Genomic DNA, 17,157 nt, shown 5'->3' with positions numbered 1-17,157 from the left:
TCGGCGGCGGCGACGGCGTCGTCAGCAGCGGCGACGGCAGCGACGGCAGCAGCGACAGCCGACTAATCGGCGAGCTCGCCCAGTGCGAGCGGTCGCGGGCACCGGGTGGCCCCCGTTCCCGGGCAGTCGACGCCGACGACGCCGACGGCGTCGCCGACGACGCTGCGCCCGGCGGCCAGGGCGTCGAGGACCGGTCCGACTCCGCAAAGAACCCTGCCCAGTCCCAAAACAGCGATCGCTGCAGGACTTCCCCCCGCAGCCCCAGCTTGACCACCACCCTCTTGCGCCGGGAAGCTGATCCCCACTCAAATAACCTTCGCTGGGGGGAAATTGACCAGCCAGAATCTCCACATCGGGCCGGACGCGGCAGCGGACCGCTACCGCTTGCTCCGGTCCATCGGTCGCGGCGGGGAGGCCGTGCTCTATCTCGCGGAGATCGAGCTCGCGGGAGGATCCGAGCCCGTCGTCGTGAAGGTGCTCGACTCCAAGACCACGATCACCCCGGACGTTTTCGACCGCATCAGCCAGAAGTGGAACGAGCAGGCGGAACTGCTGCGCTTCGTCCACCGCCCCGGTGTCGTGGGCGTACGGGAGCACTTCGAGGGGCCGCCGATCCACCGGCCCGGGGAGTCCTCGACGCTGACCGGGCGGGCCCTGGTCCTGGTCATGAACCACGTCGACGGACTCGACCTGCGGGACTGGCGGGCCGAACGGACCCTCGCCACGCCCGCCGAGCGCCGCGAAGTGATGCGCACGCTCGAACAGTTGGCCGACGTACTGGACTGGCTGCACTCGGGGAAGGCCACCCCCTCCGGGCGTCAGGTGATCCACGGTGACCTGTCTCCCGGCAATGTCATGGTCGACGCGCACGGGCAGGCCACCCTGGTGGACTTCGGCCTCAGCAAGCTGACCGCGGACCACCAGACGGCGGAGGTGTGGTTCACCCAGGGCTACGCGGCGCCGGAGGTGTTCGAGGGGAAGCGGACCCCGGGCGCGGACCGGTACGCCTTCGGGGCCATCGCGTACTTCCTGCTGAGCGGGGAGTCCCCGCCCTCGACGCCCGAACTGCTGGCGGAGGCTCTCGTACGGCTCCCGCAGTTCGCCGTACTGGACGCGGAACAGCGGGCGCGGATCGCCTCCATCTACGCCGCCGACCCGCTGAAGCGTCCGTTGAACCTGGCGGGCTGGATGAAGGACATCCGCCGCGCGGTGGTGTCCACGACCACGTCCACCTCCCAGCGGGTGGTCGAGGATGCGGTGCCGCTACCGGCCGCTCCCCCGGTTCCGGCGGCGGCCCCGCCGAAGCCGGTCGCCCCGCCCCAGCAGCCGGCCCGGCCGCCGACCGCCCCGGTGGCGGCCCCGGCCGTCCCGGCGGACTCCCCGGCGAGTCCCCCGGCGCAGCCGGTGTACACCCCACCGCCAACCCAGCCGGTGTACACCCCACCGCCAACCCAGCCGGTGTACACCCCGCCACCGGTCCAGGCGAGCGTGCCGCCGGGGTACGGCCCGGCGCCCGTGGCCGTGTCCGCCACGGAAGCGGCGCCCACACCGCCCCCGCGCAAGAAGCGGCGGACCGGGCTGCTCCTCGGGGCGGTGCTCGCGGTGCTGGTGGTGGCGGCCGGCGCGGTGGTCGGCGTCAGGCTGCTCGGGGACAAGGAGGACGCGGACGGCTCGAACACGGCGTCCGGCGGGGACAAGGCGGCCTTGTCCCCTTCCGTGACGCCGTCCGGTTCCGCGGATCCCACCGCCGCTGATTCCCCTCCCGCGGACTCCGCCACTCCGTCGGGCTCGGCCAGCCCCTCGGCTCCGGGAGCGCCGAAGGACAACAACGTCGCCGACCTGACACTGCTGTCGTCGGTCGGAGACGTGGAGAACTTCGATGTCGGGTCGGCCAAGTTGAACACGAGGGAGTACGGGGCCGCCCTGATCGGCAGCTGCTACTACGGTGCGACGATCGAGTACGACGTGAACCGCGCCTGGTCCACGCTGGAGTTCACTGCGGGCATCGACGACGGCTCGACCATGGAACAGGCCCGGGTCACCATCTCCGTGGACGACCAGCCCGCGCTCTTCTCGGAGGTGGTCCACCTGGGCAAGCCGGTCACCAAGTCCTTGGACATCAAGGGGGCCCTGCGCCTGCGGCTGAAGGTGGAGACCGGCTGCAAGGACACCGGCAACGCCGTCATCGCCGCTCCCCAGCTCAAGCGGTAGCCCCGGCAGGCTCGCACGAAGGCGGCCCCGCACCGGTTCTCCGGTGCGGGGCCGCCTTCGGCGCCATCTGCGCGCGTGACTACTCGGAGCCGCCCAGGACTACTCGGAGACGCCCAGGCGCTCCAGGATGAGCTCCTTGACGCGCGCCGCGTCGGCCTGGCCGCGGGTGGTCTTCATGACCGCTCCGACCAGTGCGCCGACGGCGGCGATCTTGCCGCCGCGGATCTTGTCGGCGATGCCCGCGTTGCCCGCGATGGCCTCGTCCACGGCCGCGCCGAGCGCGCCCTCGTCCGAGACGACCTTCAGGCCGCGCTTCTCGACGACCTCGTCCGGGGTGCCCTCCCCGGCGAGGACGCCTTCGAGGACCTGGCGGGCCAGCTTGTCGTTGAGCTCACCGGCCGCCACCAGGGCCGCGACGCGCGCGACCTGGACGGGGGTGATGGGCAGCTCGTCGACGACGACGCCCTGCTCGTTGGCGTTGCGCGCCAGCTCGCCCATCCACCACTTGCGGGCGGCCGTGGAGTCGGCGCCGGCCTCGATGGTGGCGACGATGGAGTCCACCGCGCCCGCGTTGAGGATCGACTGCATGTCGTGCTCGGTGACGCCCCACTCCTGGAGGAGGCGGTTGCGACGCACGCGCGGCATCTCCGGCAGGCCGGAGCGCAGCTCCTCGACCCAGTCGCGGGCCGGGGCGATCGGGACCAGGTCGGGCTCCGGGAAGTACCGGTAGTCCTCGGCGTTGTCCTTGATGCGGCCGGCCGTGGTGGAGCCGTCCTCCTCGTGGAAGTGCCGGGTCTCCTGCACGATCGAGCCGCCGGAGGAGAGCACCGCCGCGTGGCGCTGGATCTCGAAGCGGGCCGCGCGCTCGACGGAGCGCAGCGAGTTGACGTTCTTCGTCTCGCTGCGGGTGCCGAACTCGGACTCGGGGGTGGGGCGCAGCGACAGGTTGACGTCGCAGCGCATCTGGCCCTTGTCCATGCGGGCCTCGGAGACGCCGAGCGCCTTGATGACCTCGCGCAGTTCGGCGACGTACGCCTTGGCCACCTCGGGGGCGCGCTCGCCGGCTCCCTCGATCGGCTTGGTGACGATCTCGATGAGGGGGATGCCGGCGCGGTTGTAGTCGAGCAGCGAGTGGGACGCGCCGTGGATGCGGCCGGTGGCGCCGCCGACGTGCAGCGACTTGCCGGTGTCCTCCTCCATGTGGGCGCGCTCGATCTCCACGCGGAAGATCTCGCCGTCCTCCAGCTGCACGTCGAGGAAGCCGTTGAAGGCGATCGGCTCGTCGTACTGGGAGGTCTGGAAGTTCTTCGGCATGTCCGGGTAGAAGTAGTTCTTCCGGGCGAAGCGGCACCACTCGGCGATCTCGCAGTTCAGCGCGAGACCGATCTTGATGGCGGACTCGATGCCGATCTCGTTGACGACCGGCAGCGCGCCGGGCAGGCCGAGGCAGACCGGGCAGGTCTGCGAGTTGGGCTCGGCGCCCAGCTCGGTCGAGCAGCCGCAGAACATCTTGGTCTTCGTGCCGAGCTCGACATGGACCTCGAGGCCCATGACGGGGTCGTACGACGCGAGGGCGTCCTCGTACGACAGCAGTTCGGTGACAGTCACAGTGGAAATTCCCTCTCAGCCCAGCAGGACGTCGTCGTCGCCGAGACGCTTCAGTTCGCGGTACAGGATCGCGAGGCCGGTGACGATGGCGGCGGCGGACACGACGGCGTCGATCAGCTTCAGCGTGTCGTGCTCGGTGCGGGCCTTCCTGGCCTGCTTGACGACGCTGAGGGCACCGAAGGCGGTGGTGCCGATCGACAGGTACGTACCGGACTTGGACTTCCTGAAGCCCTTGGCCTTGGACAGCGCACTCGTATTGGAACTCACAGCGACGGAGCCTCCTCAAGCAGCGGGTGGCCCCAGCGCTCGACGAAGGCGGCCTCGACTGCGGCACCCACCTTGTACAGGCGGTCGTCCTTCATCGCCGGGGCGATGATCTGGAGTCCGACCGGGAGACCGTCCTCCGGGGCCAGGCCGCAGGGCAGCGACATGGCGGAGTTGCCGGCCAGGTTGGTCGGGATGGTGCACAGGTCCGCGAGGTACATCGCCAGCGGGTCGTCGGTGCGCTCACCGATCGCGAAGGCGGTGGTGGGCGTGGTCGGGGAGACGATCACGTCGACCTGCTCGAAGGCCTTCTCGAAGTCCCGCGTGATGAGCGTGCGGACCTTCTGGGCGGACCCGTAGTACGCGTCGTAGTAGCCGGAGCTGAGCGCGTAGGTACCGAGGATGATGCGGCGCTTGACCTCGTCGCCGAAACCGGCTTCGCGGGTCAGCGCGGTGACGTCCTCGGCGGACTTGGTGCCGTCGTCGCCGACGCGCAGGCCGTAGCGCATGGCGTCGAAGCGGGCCAGGTTCGAGGAGCACTCGGACGGCGCGATCAGGTAGTACGCGGCCATCGCGAGGTCGAAGGACGGGCAGTCCAGCTCGACGATCTCGGCGCCGAGCTCCTTGAGGACGGCGACGGACTCGTTGAAGCGCTGGACGACGCCGGCCTGGTAGCCCTCGCCGGCGAACTGCTTGACGACGCCGACGCGCATGCCGGCGACGGAGCCGTTGCGGGCCGCCTCGACGACCGGCGGGACCGGGGCGTCGATGGAGGTGGAGTCCATCGGGTCGTGCCCGGCGATCACCTCGTGGAGGAGGGCCGCGTCCAGGACCGTACGGGCGCAGGGGCCGCCCTGGTCGAGGGAGGAGGAGAAGGCCACCATGCCGTAGCGGGAGACGCCGCCGTACGTGGGCTTCACGCCGACGGTGCCGGTGAGGGCGGCGGGCTGGCGGATGGAACCGCCGGTGTCCGTGCCGATGGCCAGCGGCGCCTGGAAGGCGGCCAGCGCGGCCGCGGAGCCGCCGCCGGAGCCGCCGGGGACCCGGGTGAGGTCCCAGGGGTTGCCGGTGGGCCCGTAGGCGCTGTTCTCGGTGGAGGACCCCATGGCGAACTCGTCCATGTTGGTCTTGCCGAGGATGACGACGTCGGCTTCCTTCAGCTTGCGCGTCAGGGTGGCGTCGTACGGCGGGATCCAGCCTTCGAGGATCTTCGATCCGACGGTGGTGGGGATCCCGACGGTGGTGAAGATGTCCTTGAGGGCGAGCGGTACGCCGGCCAGCGGGCCGAGCTCCTCGCCGCGCTCGCGCTTGGCGTCGACGGCGGCCGCCTGGGCCAGCGCGCCCTCGCGGTCGACGTGCAGGAAGGCGTGGACCTTCTCGTCGGTCGCCTCGATGCGGGCCAGGTGGGCCTCGGTGACCTCGACGGCCGTGAGCTCGCCGGAGGCGATCTTCTCGGCGGTCCGGGCGGCCGTGAGCTTGATGATGTTGATGTCAGCCATGGTGATTAGTCCTCCCCCAGGATCTGCGGCACCTTGAAACGCTGCTGCTCCTGGGCGGGAGCGCCGGAAAGCGCCTGCTCGGGGGTGAGCGACGGACGGACCTCGTCCGCGCGCATGACGTTCGTCAGCGGCAGCGGGTGGGAGGTCGGCGGGACGTCTTGGTCGGCGACCTCGGAAACGCGGGCGACCGCGCCGATGATGTCGTCGAGCTGTCCAGCGAAGTGGTCGAGCTCTTCGCTCTTCAGCTCCAGACGTGCCAGCCGAGCGAGGTGGGCGACCTCCTCGCGCGTGATGCCAGGCATGCAGCGATCCTCTGGGGGTTCGGGTGTGTAGGTTTCGGCCCCAATCCTATGGGGCCCCGCCCCCGCCCGGCGCCCCGGTTTCCCCCCGGGGCGGTACGAAGCCCCCCGCACGGGCCGTTTCCCGCTGCGCGGGGCGAAGTCCCCGACCCGCCCTTCGCCCGTTGCCCGCGGTTCCGCCCCGGACCCCGCGCCTCACACGCCGGCGAGGCCGGATGATGCCGCGCAGCGACGATCTCAGCCCGTCCGGCGTGTGAGGACCGGGTCCGGACAGCGCCCGGGGACGGTGGAGGGGCGGGCAGGGGGCGGCCCCGCAGGGCAGGTGTCAGGCCGGGGCGGTCAGGTGGGTGCGGGCCGCAGTCACCGTTTCGGGCAGGGTGCGGTGGACCCGGAGGCCGGGCCTGGAGAGGGCGAGCTGCGTGACGATGTCCGCCCGCCGCGGGTATCCGGGGTCGGCGCCGACGACCAGGCGGCGGCCCGGGGTCGCGGCGGCCGCGCCGAGTTCGTACAGGGTGATCGGCTGGACCGTGAGGGACGCCTCGCACGCGGGAAACCAGAACAGCGTCAGGTCCGCCCGCAGCAGGTGCGCGTACTCCCAGGCGATCTGGACGTCCGTCTGCGAAGGGTCGGACACGTCGAAGTCCGCCCGCCTCGGGTTGAGCACGACGAAGTCGGCCAGCTCCCGCGCCGCCTCCGGCTGCCAGGACGGGCAGTGCGTGATGCCGCCCGCGAGGAAGACCGACGGCGGGTCCCCGGGTGCGGGCCGGTACGGCGCCGGTGCCTCCACGTACCTCACGGCGTCTGGGACGCCGCCGCGGCGGCGGTCTCCGCCGCCAGCTCCGCCGTGATGTCCGCCGGCCGCCGCCAGCCGCGCTCTCCGCGGGCCAGCAGCCAGGCCGTCGCCTCCTGCGGGGGCATCGCGGCGGCGACCAGCCAGCCCTGGACGGCGTCGCAGCCCAGGTCGCGCAGTCGTTCCCACGTCTCGTCGTCCTCGACGCCCTCCGCGACGACGAGCAGGCCGAGGGAGTGGGCGAGGTCCACCGTGCAGCGGACGATCTCCGCATCCTGGGCGTCCACCGCGAGCCGCGCCACGAACGAGCGGTCGATCTTCAGTTCGCTGACCGGCAGCCGCCGCAGGTGGACGAGGGAGGAGTAGCCCGTGCCGAAGTCGTCGAGGGACATCTTCACGCCGTGGCCGGTCAGGCCGGCCATGGTGTCGGCGGCCCGCTGCGGGTCCTCCAGCAGGACGTGTTCCGTTATCTCCAGCTGGAGCCCGCTCGCCGGGACCCCGTGCCGGGCGAGGCGCGCGGCCACGGCGCCCGCGAAGCCGGGGGTGTGGACGTCGCGCGGCGAGACGTTGACGGCGACCGGGACCTTGAGGCCCTGGGCCCGCCACCGGGCGACCTGCGCGAGCGCGGTCTCCAGTACGTACTCGGTCAGGTGGGGCATCAGCCCGGAGGTCTCCGCGATCGCGATGAACTCGTCCGGCGGGACCCGGCCGCGTTCGGGGTGCACCCAGCGCACGAGCGCTTCCAGCCCGGCCACCTTGCCGTCGAACCGGACCTTCGGCTGGTAGTGCAGTTCCACCTCGCCCGCGTCCAGCGCCCGGCGCAGGTCGCCCAGCAGACCGAGCCGGTCGGGGGTGTTGCTGTCGCGCTTGGACTCGTAGACCTCGACTCCGGTCCGGTCCCGCTTCGCCTGGTACATGGCGACGTCGGCGCGGCGCAGCAGTCCCTCCGCGTCGAGCGCGTGGTCGGGGAAGACGGCGAGGCCGGCGCTGGCTTCCAGCACCAGGGTCAGGCCGTCGAGGTCGAGGGGGGAGCTGAGTTCGGCGACGAGGTTGCGGGCGATCCGCTGGGCGCTGGTGGTGGAGTCGGCGACGGGCAGCAGGACGGCGAACTCGTCGCCGCCGAGCCGGGCCGCCTCGGCGTCCGGGGGCAGGGCCTGGCGCAGCCGGTCCGCGATCTGCAGGAGCAGCCGGTCGCCGGCGAGGTGGCCGAGGGTGTCGTTGACCGCGCGGAAGCGGTCCAGGTCGATCAGCACCAGCGCCGCGCGGGTGCCCGTCCGTTCGGCCTGGTCGAGCGCGCTCCAGGCCCGCTCCAGCAGCCACTGCCGGTTGGGCAGTCCGGTCAGCGGGTCCCGCAGCTGCTCCTCGGCGCGGGCCCGGGCGATCCACAGCGTGGAGTCCAGGGCGATCAGCGGTACGGCGAACAGCGGCAGCAGTACCGGCTGCGATTCGGCGACCACGCAGATCAGCGGGGCGATGCCGAGGAGTGCGACGGCGACCAGGGCCTGGCGCAGCAGTGCGGTTCGGGCGACCGTGGGCAGTCCCCCGCCGGTCGGGGCGAGGGCGAGCCACAGCAGGACGCGGGTGACGAGCAGGTAGGCGAGGGCGACGAGGACGACCTCGGGGACCGCGTCGAGCTCCCAGCCGGTGGGCCGCCACGGGTTCTCGACGGAGGGCGACTCGCCGAACGCGGCGAGGACGAGGGCGCCGGCGCCGATGCCGAGGATGTCGGTGGCTCCGTGCAGCAGGCCCTGGCGCCAGCGGTGCCGGCGGGCGGCGCCGACGAGGGAGACCACGGCGAGGGAGACCAGCCCGGCGGGGACCCATCCGTAGAGGATGAGGACGCCGAGGGTGAGGGCGGCGCCCGATCCGGTGCCGCCCCACCAGCGGTCGCGTCCGAGGGCGACGAGGTGGCCGACGATGATGCCGGTGAGCAGGGCGAGCGCCCAGCCGACCGGGCCGCCGGGGAACAGGGCGTGACGGCTGGTCAGGGCGGTGATGACGCCGACGGCGAGGACCACGGCGGCGAGACCCATGATGCCGAAGGGCAGCGCGAGGCGCAGGCCCGCTCGGCCCGTGCCCGCTCCGGTGTCGAGCGGTCGCGATTGCGGTGTCCTGGAACCCAGGACACCGAGCCGGCCCGTCCGCATGGACGGGAACTCCCCGCCGAAATCTGGTGACGGGTCGGCGCTTTCGGTGGGTTTCATGCCCGTCCCTCTCACAGCCGGCGATGCCGATGCCACGCGATGGCCCCGATGTCATGCCATCACGGCTGGAAGCGCGTCAAGCAGCCGTGCACGACAGGCGCACCCCACAACAGTAGGACGCCGGAGGCACCCAGGGGCAGCGGTCGGCGGCGGTTGCCCGAATACGACCCAGCCATCCTCATCAGTACGGTATCCGCCGAACGGGTGAGTTTGGACCAGGACCCCCCGGCCGCCCGTCCGATGATCCGACAGGTCACGGGCCCGCCACCAGCCTTGTACCGGCCTCGCATGGGCCGGGTACCGGCCGTGGGCGCACCGGGTGCCACCGCCGTCCGCGCCCGGCGCGCGCCCGCTCGTACGGCCGCACGCCATGCATCCGTTCGCCTTCGCTACTCCGCTTCGGCGGCGCCGTCCACCGGGAGCGCGGCCTCGCGCGCCGCGTCCGGGCCTTCCTCCAGGAGGACGGCGAACCCGGCGTCGTCGAGGATGGGGAGCTTCAACTGCACTGCCTTGTCGTACTTCGAGCCGGGGTTGTCGCCGACCACGACGAAGGAGGTCTTCTTCGAGACGGACCCGGTCACCTTGGCGCCGCGGCTCTGCAGGGCCTCCTTCGCGCCGTCCCGCGTGTGGCTCTGCAAAGTTCCGGTGACGACGACGGTCAGCCCCTCCAGCGGGCGCGGTCCCTCGTCCTCGCCGGAACCTTCCTCCTCCATCCGGACGCCGGCCGCCTGCCACTTGCGCAGGATCTCCTCGTGCCACGGTTCGGCGAACCACTCCTTGAGGGAGGTGGCGATGATGGCGCCGACGCCTTCCGCGGCCGTCAGTTCCGCTTCGGTTGCGCTCCGGATCGCGTCGATCGACCGGAACTCGCGGGCGAGGGCCTCGGCCGCGACCGGGCCGACGTGACGGATCGACAGGCCGTTGATGATGCGGGCGAGCGGGCGGCTCTTGGCCGCCGCGATGTTCTCCAGCATCGCCAGGGCGTTCTTCTTCGGCTCGCCCTTCTGGTTGGCGAAGACCCTGACGATCTTCTCCTCGCCCGTCTTCGGGTCCCGCTTGGGCAGCCCGCTGTCCGGGTCGAGGACGTACGCCTTGATCGGCAGCAGCTGCTCGATGGTCAGGTCGAAGAGGTCGCCCTCGTCGAGGAGCGGCGGGACGGCCGGCTCCAGCGGGCCGGTCAGCGCCGCCGCCGCGACCATGCCGAAGTTCTCGATGTCCAGACTGTCGCGTCCGGCCAGGTAGCCGACGCGCTCGCGCAACTGGGCCGGGCAGGACTGTGCGTTGGGGCACCGGACGTCGATGTCCCCTTCCTTCATCGGCCGCAGCTTCGTCCCGCACTCGGGGCACTCGGCGGGCATCACGAACTCCCGCTCGCTGCCGTCCCGCAGGTCGACCACCGGCCCGAGGATCTCGGGGATGACGTCGCCGGCCTTGCGCAGGACGACGGTGTCCCCGATCAGCACGCCCTTGGCCTTGACGACCTCCTGGTTGTGCAGGGTCGCGAACTCGACCTCCGAGCCCGCCACCGTCACCGGCTCCACCTGGGCGTACGGGGTCACGCGCCCGGTGCGGCCCACGCCGACCTTGATGTCGATCAGCTTGGTGTTGACCTCTTCGGGGGCGTACTTCCAGGCGATGGCCCAGCGCGGGGCGCGCGCGGTGGAGCCGAGGCGGCCCTGCAGGGCGACCTCGTCGAGCTTGACGACGACGCCGTCGATCTCGTGCTCCACGGAGTGCCGGTTCTCGCCGAAGTCCGCGATGAACTCCCGGACCTCGGCGAGCGTGGAGACCACCTTGTTGTGCTGGGCGGTGGGCATGCCCCACTCGTGCAGCAGTTCGTACGCCTGCGACTGGCGCTCGATCTCGAAGCCCTCGCGGGCGCCGATGCCGTGGACGACCATGTGCAGCGGGCGGCTCGCGGTGACCTTCGGGTCCTTCTGGCGCAGCGAACCGGCCGCGGCGTTGCGCGGGTTGGCGAAGGGCTTGCCCTCGGCCTCGACGAGCCGGGCGTTGAGCTCCTCGAACTTCTCCATCGGGAAGTAGACCTCGCCGCGGATCTCGACCAGGGCCGGGATGCGGTCGCCCTTGAGACGGTCGGGGATGTCGGCGATGGTGCGGACGTTGGGCGTGATGTCCTCGCCCGTGCGGCCGTCGCCACGGGTGGCGGCGCGGGTCAGGCGGCCGTTCTCGTAGGTGAGGTTGACGGCGAGGCCGTCCACCTTCAGCTCGCACAGGTAGTGGTAGTCGGAGGTGTTGGCGTCCCGGGCCACGCGCTCGGCCCAGGCCGCCAGTTCCTCGTCGTCGAAGGCGTTGTCGAGGGAGAGCATCCGCTCGCGGTGCACCACGGAGGCGAAGTCCGTCTCGTACGCCCCGGCCACCTTCTGGGTGGGCGAATCGGGCGTGCGCAGCTCCGGATACTGCTCCTCCAGTGCCTCCAGCGAGCGCAGCAGCTTGTCGAACTCGGCGTCGCTGACGACCGGCTGGTCGTTCACGTAGTACCGGAAGCGGTGCTCCTCGACCTGCTCGGCGATCAGCGCGTGCTGCTCGCGCAGTTCCGCCGGTACGGTCGATTCGCTGCCCTGCTTCTGTTCGGCTGCCATGCCGTGTCCTCCCGTGACCCGTCTCGATCCATCACTCAGGGTGGTCGGCGAGCGACCTCGCCGCCCTGACGCAGTGCGCCTGAACCGCCCGCGCGTAGGCGGGCGAAGCGCCCGCCAGACCGCACGTCGGGGTGACCACGACGGACTCCGCCAGAGTCCCCGGGGTCAGCCCCAGCCTGCGCCAGAGCTTCCTGACACCCATGACGCTACCGCCCGGGTCCGACAACGGGCCGTCGGTCCCGGGCACCACTCCGGCGAAGAGTTTCGTGCCGGCTTCGACGGCTTCCCCGATGGCGTCGTCCTCGCGCTCGGTGAGCAAGGAGAAATCGAACGACACGCCCGAGACCCCGGCGCGGCGCAGCAGTCCGAAGGGCACCTCGGGGGCGCAGGAGTGGACGATCACCTCCCCGTCGTGGACGGCGAACATCTCGCGCAGCGTCCCCTCGACGACCTGCCGGTCGACGGCGCGGTACGTGCGGTAGCCGCTCGCGGAGCGCACCCGCCCGAGCAGGACGGCGGTGAGGGAGGGCTCGTCGTACTGGAGGACGATCTCGGCGCCGGGGATGCGCTTGCGCACGTCGGCCAGGTGCTCGCGCACGCCCTCCGCGAGCGATCCGGCCAGGTCCCGGCAGGCGCCCGGGTCCTGGAGGACGGCCTCGCCGCCGTGCAGCTCCAGGGCGGAGGCGAGCGTCCACGGCCCGACGGCCTGGACCTTGAGCCGGCCCTGGTAGCCCTGGGTGAACTCCTCCAGGGCGTCCAGGTCTTCGCCGAGCCAGGAGCGGGCGCGCTTGCTGTCGCGGCCGGGGCGGTCGCTGATCCGCCAGCCGCTGGGCTCGACGTGCGCGTACATGTCGACGAGCAGCCCGAGCGACCGGCCGATCATGTCCGAGCCCGGGCCGCGGGCGGGCAGCTCGGCGAGGTACGGGAACTCCTCGAAGGAGCCGGTGACGGTCTTGGCGGCCTCGCGGGCGTCGCCGCCGGGGAACGAGCCGACTCCGGTGGCTCCGCCGGTGCGGCTCGCGCTCATCGGCCGGGCCTGACGGAGAGGTCGCTGACCACGGCGTCGCGGGGCAGGTCGACGGCCATCACGATGGTGGTCGCGACGGACTCGGCGTCGATCCAGTCGGCGGCGTCGTAGGACTCGCCCTCCTGGGAGCGGACCTTGGCCTGCATGGGGGTGGCGGTACGGCCGGGGTAGACGGAGGTGACGCGGATGCCGTTCTCCTTCTCCTCCGCCCGGAGCGAGTCGGCGAGGGCCTTCAGCCCGTGCTTGGAGGCGGCGTACGCGCTCCAGTCGGCGTGGGCGGTGAGCCCGGCGCCGGAGTTCACGAAGACGACGGTGGCGTGGGAGGCGCGCAGGGTCGGCAGCAGGAGCCGGGTGACCTCGGCGGGGGCGATGAGGTTGACGTTGAGCTGCTGGTGCCAGGTCTTGGGGCGCAGCTCCCCCACCGGGCCGAGGTCCACGACGCCGGCGATGTGCAGGAGCGAGTCGATCCGCTCCGGGATCGCCTGCTTGGAGAAGGCCCACGACAGCCGGTCGGGGTCGGCGAGGTCCCCGACGAGCGCCCGGGATCCGGGGTAGCGGTCGGTGAGCTGCCGGGCACGGGCGGCGTCGCGGGCGAGCAGGACGAGGTCGTCGCCGCGGGCGTGCAGGCGGTCCGCGACGGCTTTGCCGATGCCGGAGCCGGCACCGGTGATGAGATGAGTGGCCATGCCTCCCATGCTCGCAGGTACCCCGCCCCGCCCACGCCGTGCCCGGCTCCGGCTCCGGCTCCGGCTCCGGCGCTGCGGCCGCGGACTCGGCCCCGCCGGCGTTCGGGGCGACGGATCCGGGGCGGAGCCCTCGGGGCCGGGCCCCAGGGGTCGGGGCGGCGCCCGGGGAACGGTGGAGGGGTGGGAAGGGGACCCGCCCGGCGGGGCAACCACCCGCCCCGCCCCGGGACCGCGTCAGAGGCCGGCGGCTTCGCGGAGAGATGCCGCCGTCTTGGAGGCGTCGTAGTCCGCGGGGACGCCGTCGACCAGGATGACGTCCCCCGCGATGTGATCGGCGCGGAGCGGGATCAGCGCCTGGTAGGCCTCCGACGCGTACCACCCCCGCGCCTGCTCCAGGTCCGGGAAGGCGATCATGACGATCGTGCCGGGCCAGGTGCCCTCCTTGACCTCGACCTCCCTGCCGTGGACGAGGAAGCGGCCCTCGAAGGGGTCCAGGGTGGCCTGGATCTCCTCGATGTAGCGGAGGATGTCCTCGTTCATGGTCTCGGGGCGTATGTGGGCGATGGCGTAGGCGGTCATCTCGGGCCTCTTCTTCCTTGCGGGATCGGCTTGTTGGTCCGATCCTGCCCGCCGGCGGCCCCGCAGGCGATTACCTCCGGGGTCATCGGCGGGCGGGCGGCCGGCCGGGCGGGGTGTCAGCCCGCGAGGTAGGCGCGCAGGACGGTCACCTCCGCCCTGTTGCCCGAGCGGTCCGTGACGGTGCCGCGCAGGGAGACCGTGCCGCCCTTCGCGGGGGTGCGGACGTCGACCCGGCCGTGCCGGATGTGGAGCGGGCGCCAGGTGCGGCCCTCGTCGTAGGAGACCTGGACCCGCAGGGAGGCCGGGGCGGTGGCCGCCGGGCCCTGGACGGTCACCGGGAAGTTCGCCGTGCGGCCCGCCGGCAGGGTGCCGTCCAGGGCCGGGCGGGCGTCGAAGCGGACCACCGAGACCGGCAGCGGGGTCGGTTCGGCCGTCTCCCGGGAGCGGAACCACCAGGTGGCCGTGGTCTCGGAGGAGGTGGCGGAGAGCTCCGGGCTCAGCCGGGTGGTCGTGGTGAGCTCGTAGGCGGCCTCGCCCGGCGGGACCGGGAAGGGGGCGCTCGACTCCAGCGGGGCGTCGCTGCGGCCCGCTTCGACGCCGTCGCGGCGCAGGACGGTGGAGCCGGTGGCGTCGTAGAACCCGCCCGCGTGGTTCGCGCCGTCCGCCAGCAGCGGTACGGAGCCCCCGATCGCGTTGCCGTCGCGCAGCACCCCGTACGCGGCGTCGGTGCGGGGGCCGAAGACCGGCGTGTTGAACCGCTCGCGGTAGGTGCGGCCGCCGGTGAAGGTGCGCCCGCGCTCCGCCTCGTACGCCGCTTCCTCCCGCGGGAAGCCGTTGTCGTCGTGGCCGGAGCTCTGGGTGAAGAGGAGGTCCCACGTCACCCGGTCCAGGGTGGACACGTAGAGCGTGGCCGTGGTCGGCAGCGGCCGCCGGGAGGACATCGAGCTCCCGGAGCGGCTCCCCGGAAGGCCGCCCATCGCCACGACCGCGCCCTCCTTGCCCGGGGCGGAGGCGCCCTGGCCGACCACGAGGGCCGCCAGGTCGCGGTGGGTCAGGCGCCGGGTGTAGCCGGTGGCGAGGCTCCGTACGGGTCCGCCCAGCACCGCGTGGTACTCCGCCGAGGCGCCGTCCGTCCAGTGCACGTCCCACTGCTGGCGGAGCGTGCCGGCCGCGGGATCCGGGCCGAGGTGGCGGGTGCGGAAGCCGGTGAGCGAGTCGAGCCAGAAGCCGAAGTCGTACGAGGCCCCGCCCTCGGTCAGTGTGTAGGTGGGCATCACGAACTGGGCCTGCGCCGACTTCGAGGGGACCGTGATCTCCACGGGCCGGGTGGTGCGCGCATCGAGGGTGACCGTCGTGTCGGCCGTGACGTCGAGCCGGGGCTGGACGATCCAGTCGGCGCCCCGGGTGAGGTCGAGCGGGTCGACGACGAGGGCGGCGTCCAGCAGGTAGCCGCCCTTGGGGACGCGCAGGGTGACGGTGCCGGAGGGGTCGTGGGCCTCGAAGCGGCGGGCCGCCGCGCCGCCGCTGACGCCCTGGACGGTGGTGGCGTAGTCCGTGGTCGGGTTCCCGTCGCGTCCGAGGTGGCGGAGCGTCAGGTCGTAGGACTCGGCCTCGCGTTCGGCGACGGCGGCCGTACGCACCTGCTGGCCGCCACCGGTGGCGGTCGCGGTGGTGTACGCGCTGTAGGTGCCGTCCACGGCTGCGCCGAGGCGGGTGTCCACGGTCAGCGTGGTCTCGGCGGTGCCGCCCGCCGGCACGGTGAGCTGCCGGGCGCCGAGGGTGAAGAAGCCCTCGGGCGCGGGCGCGCCGCCGGGGCCGCTGCCGGTGACGGCGAGGTCGAGGGTGACGGGCGCGGCGCCGAGGTTGCGGTAGGTGATCTTCCGGGTCTGCGGGGTGTCGTCCGCGTGCGGCCAGCGCTGCGTGTCGAAGGTCAGCGCCGGCTCCTGGGCGACCACGCTCTGGCCGAGCGCGCCGTCGACGGCGATCCGGCCGGTGCCCTGCTGGTACGGGGTGTACGCGGCGCCCTTGGCGGAGGCGGTCAGCGCGCCCTTGAGCTCGGCGCCCTTCCAGTGCGGGTGCTGCTGCTTCAGCAGCGCGGCGGCCCCCGCCACGTGCGGGGTGGCCATGGAGGTGCCGGAGATGGTGAGGTAGCCGGGCGGGCTCTGGCCGGACTCGCGCTCGATCACGCTGCCGGGGGCGGCGGCCGCGGTGATGTCGACACCGGGCGCCGTGACGTCCGGCTTGACCGCGCCGTCGCCGAGGCGCGGGCCGGTGCTGGAGAAGGGGGCGAGCGCCTCCGCGTCGTCGACGGCGCCGACGGTGAGCGCGGCGCTCGCGCTGCCCGGGGACTGGACGGAGCCGGGGCCGCGGCGGCCGCTGTTGCCGGCGGCGACGGCGAACAGCACGCCCTTCTCTGCGCTGAGCCGGTCCACGGCCGCTTCGACGGGGTCGAGCTGCGGGGTGTCGGGGGCGCCGAGGCTGAGGTTGATGATGTCGGCGCCCTGGGCGACGGCCCATTCCATGCCGGCCAGGATCCCGGAGTCGGCGCCGGAGCCGCGGTCGTCCAGGACCTTGCCGTTCAGTAGTTTCGCGCCGGGCGCCACGCCCTTGAAGGCGCCGGCCGAGCGGGCGCCCGTACCGGCGGCGATGGAGGCGACGTGCGTGCCGTGGCCGACGCGGTCCACCGCGTCCTCGGCGCGGGAGAAGTTCTCTTCGGCGACGACCTGGCCCGCGAGGTCGGCGTGGGTGGCGTCGATGCCGGTGTCGAGGACGGCGATCTTCACGCCGGCGCCGTCGTACCCGGCGGCCCAGGCCCGGTCGGCGCCGATCTGCCGGGTGCTCCTGTCCAGGGTGGCGGTGCGCACGGCGTCGAGCCAGACCGTGGCGATGCCGGGGGCGGCGACGCGGCCTCCGGCGTCCCGCCGGGGGTCGGTGAGGGCTTCCCACAGGGCGGCGGCGTCCCCGGGGGCCGCGCTGACGGCCTCGGCGTCGAGGGTGGGGTAGGTCCGGGTGACGTCGAGGCCGCCGGCGGCCCGCAGGGCGGACCGGGCGGCAGGGGCGGGGCCCTCGTAGCCGACGATCAGCTGGAGCCGGCCGGAGGGGCGTGCGAGGTACTCGGGGCGGCTCAGTTCGGTGATGTCGAACAGGCGCGGGTCGAGCTTCCCGGCGCGGATCAGCGGCTGGGCGTCGTACGGCACGACGCTGGTGTGGCCGTTCTCGGTGCGCACCGAGAACGGGATGTGCGCGCGGCCCTCGGCTCGTTCGAGGGAGACGGGTCTGCCGTCGGCGGCGAGGACGACGCGGTCGCCGGTGACGAGGGTGATGCGGGTGGTCGGGGCGGCCGGCGCGGCTGGGGCGGCGGATTTCGCGCCCGCCGCGGTGCCTGACGAG

General features: G+C 72.9%; 13 protein-coding genes. 1 reads left to right on the top strand and 12 read right to left on the bottom strand.

Annotation, left to right across the window (positions count from 1 at the left end; genetic code table 11):
* Positions 1-62: 62 nt before the first annotated feature.
* Complete coding sequence (locus tag ABZY57_RS09000) at positions 63-227, bottom strand: hypothetical protein (protein WP_356509658.1); 165 nt, start codon at positions 225-227, stop codon at positions 63-65.
* A gap of 103 nt (positions 228-330) precedes the next feature.
* On the opposite strand from ABZY57_RS09000, the gene ABZY57_RS08995 reads away from it, so the two are divergent.
* On the top strand, positions 331-2,211 hold the full coding sequence (locus tag ABZY57_RS08995) for a protein kinase (RefSeq protein ID WP_356509656.1): 1,881 nt from the start codon (positions 331-333) through the stop codon (positions 2,209-2,211).
* 99 nt (positions 2,212-2,310) lie between these two features.
* Here ABZY57_RS08995 and gatB read toward each other — a convergent pair whose 3' ends face one another.
* The 11 genes from gatB to ABZY57_RS08940 form a co-directional block, all read right to left on the bottom strand.
* The gene (gatB, locus tag ABZY57_RS08990; protein WP_356509654.1) at positions 2,311-3,819 is read right to left on the bottom strand and encodes an Asp-tRNA(Asn)/Glu-tRNA(Gln) amidotransferase subunit GatB; all 1,509 of its coding nucleotides are present in this window, start codon (positions 3,817-3,819) and stop codon (positions 2,311-2,313) included.
* Positions 3,820-3,834: 15 nt separating this feature from the next.
* Complete coding sequence (locus tag ABZY57_RS08985) at positions 3,835-4,086, bottom strand: hypothetical protein (RefSeq protein ID WP_356509652.1); 252 nt, start codon at positions 4,084-4,086, stop codon at positions 3,835-3,837.
* Positions 4,083-5,588, bottom strand: coding sequence for an Asp-tRNA(Asn)/Glu-tRNA(Gln) amidotransferase subunit GatA (gene gatA / locus ABZY57_RS08980; RefSeq protein ID WP_356509735.1), 1,506 nt, complete (start codon positions 5,586-5,588; stop codon positions 4,083-4,085). The genes ABZY57_RS08985 and gatA overlap by 4 nt, the downstream gene beginning before the upstream one ends.
* Positions 5,588-5,884, bottom strand: a complete 297-nt coding sequence (gene gatC / locus ABZY57_RS08975) for an Asp-tRNA(Asn)/Glu-tRNA(Gln) amidotransferase subunit GatC (RefSeq protein WP_007266718.1) — start codon at positions 5,882-5,884, stop codon at positions 5,588-5,590. Before gatC ends, gatA begins: the two co-directional genes overlap by 1 nt.
* Before the next feature lie 322 nt (positions 5,885-6,206).
* Positions 6,207-6,668, bottom strand: coding sequence for a nucleoside 2-deoxyribosyltransferase domain-containing protein (locus ABZY57_RS08970; RefSeq protein ID WP_356509649.1), 462 nt, complete (start codon positions 6,666-6,668; stop codon positions 6,207-6,209).
* 5 nt (positions 6,669-6,673) lie between these two features.
* The gene (locus ABZY57_RS08965; RefSeq protein ID WP_356509733.1) at positions 6,674-8,704 is read right to left on the bottom strand and encodes an EAL domain-containing protein; all 2,031 of its coding nucleotides are present in this window, start codon (positions 8,702-8,704) and stop codon (positions 6,674-6,676) included.
* Positions 8,705-9,264: 560 nt separating this feature from the next.
* Positions 9,265-11,475: an NAD-dependent DNA ligase LigA gene (gene ligA / locus ABZY57_RS08960; protein WP_356509647.1), complete on the bottom strand. Its 2,211-nt coding sequence runs from the start codon at positions 11,473-11,475 to the stop codon at positions 9,265-9,267.
* A 31-nt stretch (positions 11,476-11,506) separates the two neighbouring features.
* Positions 11,507-12,502, bottom strand: coding sequence for a methionine synthase (locus ABZY57_RS08955; protein ID WP_356509645.1), 996 nt, complete (start codon positions 12,500-12,502; stop codon positions 11,507-11,509).
* Positions 12,499-13,188 carry an SDR family oxidoreductase gene (locus tag ABZY57_RS08950; RefSeq protein ID WP_356509643.1) on the bottom strand — a complete coding sequence of 230 codons (690 nt, stop codon included), beginning with the start codon at positions 13,186-13,188 and terminating at the stop codon, positions 12,499-12,501. The genes ABZY57_RS08955 and ABZY57_RS08950 overlap by 4 nt, the downstream gene beginning before the upstream one ends.
* Positions 13,189-13,422: 234 nt before the next feature.
* Positions 13,423-13,767: a DUF1330 domain-containing protein gene (locus tag ABZY57_RS08945; protein WP_356509641.1), complete on the bottom strand. Its 345-nt coding sequence runs from the start codon at positions 13,765-13,767 to the stop codon at positions 13,423-13,425.
* A gap of 116 nt (positions 13,768-13,883) precedes the next feature.
* Positions 13,884-17,157, bottom strand: a 3,274-nt coding sequence (locus ABZY57_RS08940; protein WP_356509639.1) for a S8 family serine peptidase, incomplete at its 5' end; no start/stop codon positions are given.

Source organism: Streptomyces sp. NPDC006450 (assembly GCF_040612195.1).
Taxonomy (GTDB): Bacteria; Actinomycetota; Actinomycetes; order Streptomycetales; family Streptomycetaceae; genus Streptomyces.
The sequence above is the reverse complement of the archived record's forward strand: the minus strand, read 5'-3'. Positions and strand labels throughout refer to the sequence as shown.